Annotated in this window: 3 protein-coding genes; all 3 read left to right on the forward strand. The window is 71.0% G+C overall.

The window, feature by feature from the left end:
• The coding region (locus tag R6V09_RS47490) for a phosphotransferase (protein WP_317887669.1) at window positions 1-416 on the forward strand (416 nt) is incomplete at its 5' end.
• A 5-nt stretch (window positions 417-421) separates the two neighbouring features.
• Window positions 422-2,617 carry a 1,4-alpha-glucan branching enzyme gene (gene glgB / locus R6V09_RS47495; RefSeq protein WP_317887670.1) on the forward strand — a complete coding sequence of 732 codons (2,196 nt, stop codon included), beginning with the start codon at window positions 422-424 and terminating at the stop codon, window positions 2,615-2,617.
• A gap of 12 nt (window positions 2,618-2,629) precedes the next feature.
• A partial coding sequence (locus tag R6V09_RS47500; RefSeq protein ID WP_317887671.1) for an ATP-binding cassette domain-containing protein occupies window positions 2,630-4,165 on the forward strand: 1,536 nt, incomplete at its 3' end.

Below are 4,165 nucleotides of genomic sequence, written 5' to 3' on the forward strand. Positions count from 1 at the left end.
GTGACGCCGGGCCGCCCGCCCAGCGCATCCACGGCGATCTGCATCCCGGGCAGGTGCTGCGGGCCGGCCGCGACTGGTTCGTCATCGACTTCGAGGGCGAGCCGTCCAAGCCGCTGGCCGAGCGGCGCAGCGCGCAGTCCCCGGTGCGGGACATCGCGGGCATGCTGCGTTCCTTCGACTACGCGGCCCGGCAGCGCCGTCCCTGGCGCCCCGAGTGGGCGCGCCGCTGCCGCGAGGCTTATTGTGCGGGCTACGCGGCCCGGGCCGGCTGGGACCCCCGCACCAAGCACGCCCTGCTGCGCGCCTACGAGACGGACCGCGCGGTCTACGAAGTGCTGTACGAGGCCAGACACCGCCCGGACTGGCTTCCCGTACCCATGGCGGCGATCGAGCGACTCGCCGTCCGAGGAGGCTGAACTCCGTGGCCCTGCGCGACACTTCACCTGCGGAGGCGGGCGGTCCTGCCGTATCCCTCCCCTTGGACCCGGCCGACCGCGAGCGCCTGCTGTCGGGTGCCCATCACGACCCGCACGCGCTGCTCGGCGCGCGTCCGGTCCCGGGTGGGATCGGCTTCCGGGTGCTGCGGCCGTACGCCCGGGCCGTGAGTGTCGTGATCGACGGTATGCGCAACCCGCTCGCCTCGGACGGGGGCGGGATCTTCTCCGGCGTACTGCCGCTCGACGCGATCCCGGCGTACACGCTGTTGGTGTCGTACGCGGAGGGCGACGAGCAGGAGGTGGACGATCCGTACCGTTTCCTCCCCGCGCTCGGCGATCTCGATCTGCACCTGATCAGGGAGGGGCGCCACGAGGAGTTGTGGAAGGCGCTCGGTGCGGAGCCGATGACGCATGACGGGGTGACCGGCACCCGCTTCTCCGTGTGGGCGCCGAACGCCCAAGGGGTGCGTGTCGCCGGGGAGTTCAGCGCCTGGGACGGGACGGCCTTCCCGATGCGGTCGCTCGGTTCGTCGGGTGTGTGGGAGCTGTTCCTGCCGGGTGTGGGCGAGGGCGCCCGCTACAAGTTCGAGATCACTTCACGGCACGGCGACCGCTTCCTCAAGGCCGACCCGATGGCACGCCGTACGGAGGTGCCGCCCGCCACGGCGTCCATCGTGACGGCCTCGCACTACGAGTGGGACGACGAGGAGTGGCTCGCCCGGCGGACGCAAACACCGGTCCACGAAGCGCCGTTCTCCGTGTACGAGGTGCATCTCGCGTCCTGGCGGCCCGGCTTGACGTACCGTCAGCTCGCCGTCGAACTCCCCGCGTACGTCAACGACCTGGGCTTCACGCACGTAGAGCTGATGCCGGTGACCGAGCATCCCTTCGGCGGCTCCTGGGGCTATCAGGTCACCGGCTTCTACGCCCCGACCGCCCGCCTCGGCACCCCCGACGACTTCAAGTTCCTGGTCGACGCCCTGCATCGGGCCGGTATCGGCGTGATCATGGACTGGGTTCCGGCGCACTTCCCCAAGGACGACTGGGCGTTGGCCCGGTTCGACGGGGAGCCCCTGTACGAGCCCGGGGACGCGCGGCGGGCCGAGCATCCCGACTGGGGGACGTACGAGTTCGACCTCGGGCGGACCGAGGTGCGCAACTTCCTTGTGGCGAACGCCGTCTACTGGTGCGAGGAGTTCCACATCGACGGCCTGCGCGTGGACGCGGTCGCCTCGATGCTCTACCTCGACTACTCACGCGACTCGGGGCAGTGGACCCCGAACGTCCATGGCGGGCGGGACGATCTGGACGCCGTCGCCTTCCTCCAGGAGATGAACGCGACCGTGTACCGGCGGGTCCCGGGTGTCGTGACGATCGCCGAGGAGTCCACCTCCTGGGACGGCGTGACCCGGCCCACCGACACCGGCGGTCTCGGCTTCGGACTGAAGTGGAACATGGGCTGGATGCACGACTCGCTCGGCTACATGTCCCACGAGCCCGTTCACCGCAGGTTCCATCACCACGAGATGACCTTCTCGATGGTGTACGCGTACAGCGAGAACTACGTCCTGCCCATCTCCCACGACGAAGTCGTCCACGGGAAGCGGTCGTTGGTGTCGAAGATGCCGGGCGACTGGTGGCAGCAGCGCGCCGACCACCGGGCGTATCTGGGGTTCATGTGGGCCCACCCCGGCAAGCAACTCCTCTTCATGGGCCAGGAGTTCGCCCAGGGCGCCGAGTGGTCCGAGTCCCATGGCCCCGACTGGTGGCTCCTCGATCCGGCCTACGACGCCGCGCCCGACCACCGGGGCGTGCAGAACCTCGTCCGCGACCTCAACACCGTCTACCGCCGCACCCCCGCCCTCTGGCAACGTGACACCCAACCCTCCGGTTTCCGCTGGGTGTTGGGCGACGCGGCCGAGGACAACGTCTTCGCGTTCCTGAGGTTCGACGCCGAGGGCGCGCCTCTTCTCGCCGTCAGCAACTTCTCCCCCGTCGTCCGCCACGACTACCGGCTCGGGGTCCCGGACGACATCCCGGCCTGGCGCGAGACGCTCAACACCGACTCCGCCGCCTACGGCGGCAGCGATGTCACCAACCCCGACCCGGTCAAACCGGAGGACGGCCACATCCGGCTCACCCTCCCGCCCCTGGCGACGGTGTGGCTGACACCGGGGTGACATCCTGCTCCCATGCCGACGCCGATACACCCTGACCTCACCCAAGTAAGCGGCCTACACCTGGAGTTGCGCGACGTCACGCAGGAAGTGCGGGGCACCGGGCGCGTGTTGGACGATGTGTCGTTCGAGGTCCGGGCCGGACAGCTCACGGTGATCGCGGGCAGCAGCGGCGCGGGCAAGACGGTGCTGTTGCAGACCCTCGCGGGACTCCAGCGCCCGGCGACGGGGGCCGTACTGCACGACGGTGCCCGACCGGGGCCGCCCGGACCGGAGTTCGGGTATGTGCCGCAGGAGGACGTGATCCACCGTGAGCTGCCGTTGCGGCGCACGCTGGAGTACGCGGGGCGGTTGCGGATGCCGGGCGAGACGGTTCCGGCGCGGGTGACGGAGGTGCTCGATGTCCTCGGGCTGTCCCGGCGGGCCGAGACCCCGGTGCGGGCGCTGAGCGGTGGGGAGCGCAAACGGGCCTGTATCGCGGCCGAGTTGCTGACCCGGCCGCGCGTGCTCTTCCTCGACGAACCCACCTCCGGGCTCGATCCGGTCACCGGGGCGGCCCTGTTGGCCACCCTGCGGGGCCTGGCCGAGACCGGCACCACGGTCGTGCTCACGACCCACGTTCTCGCCGATCTGCCGCGCTGCGACCAGGTCGTGTTCCTGTCGCGGGGCGGGGCGGTCGCGTTCGTGGGACCGCCCGACGCGCTGCTGGGAGCCTTCGGCGCGGAGACGGCGGAGGACGTGTACGCGGCGGTCGCAAACGGGCAGCGCGTCGAGCGGGCGACCCCGGCAGCACTTCCCGACCGGCTACCGGCGCCTGCCCCGCACCGTCCGCCGCGCGTCGGCGCCGTACGCCAGTGGGCGCTGCTGACCCGTCGTACGACGGCCCTGTTGGTGCACAACCGGCTGTCGGTCGCCGTGTTCGTGGGGTCTCCGGTGATGATCGTGGCGATGTTCGCGGTGCTGTTCCGGGCGGGCGCGTTCGACGCGACGGCGCCCGACCCCGGGTCCACGGCGATGATCATGTTCTGGATCGCGTTCGGGGCGTTCTTCTTCGGGCTGACGTACGGACTGCTGCAGATCTGCCCGGAGTTGGCCGTGCTGCGCCGGGAGTGGCTGGCCGGGGTGCGGATCGGTCCGTACGTGGCCTCGAAGTTGACCACTGTCCTGCCTGTACTGGCGGCGGCGGACGCCTTGTTGCTGGCGGTGCTGCGCGCGCTGGACCGGCTGCCGGCGGCGGGCTGGGACACGTACGCCTCGCTGTTCCTCACCAGTGTGCTGGCCTCGGCCGCCGCGCTCGCCCTCGGGCTGCTCACCTCGGCCGCCGTCACGGAACCGGGCCAGGCGACCCTGATGCTGCCGCTGCTCTGCTTCCCCCAGGTGCTGTTCTCGGGCGCCTTCGTGCCGGTGCCCCGGATGGCGCCGGTCGGCGAGGCGATCAGCCGGGCGATGACCAACCGCTGGGCGTTCGAGGCACTGGGCGGCGCGATCGGCCTGGACGGGCTGTGGCGCGACGGCGGCTCCCCCGCGGGTCCGCCACTGCTGCGGTCAGAT

Source organism: Streptomyces sp. W16 (assembly GCF_033194735.1).
GTDB lineage: Bacteria > Actinomycetota > Actinomycetes > Streptomycetales > Streptomycetaceae > Streptomyces.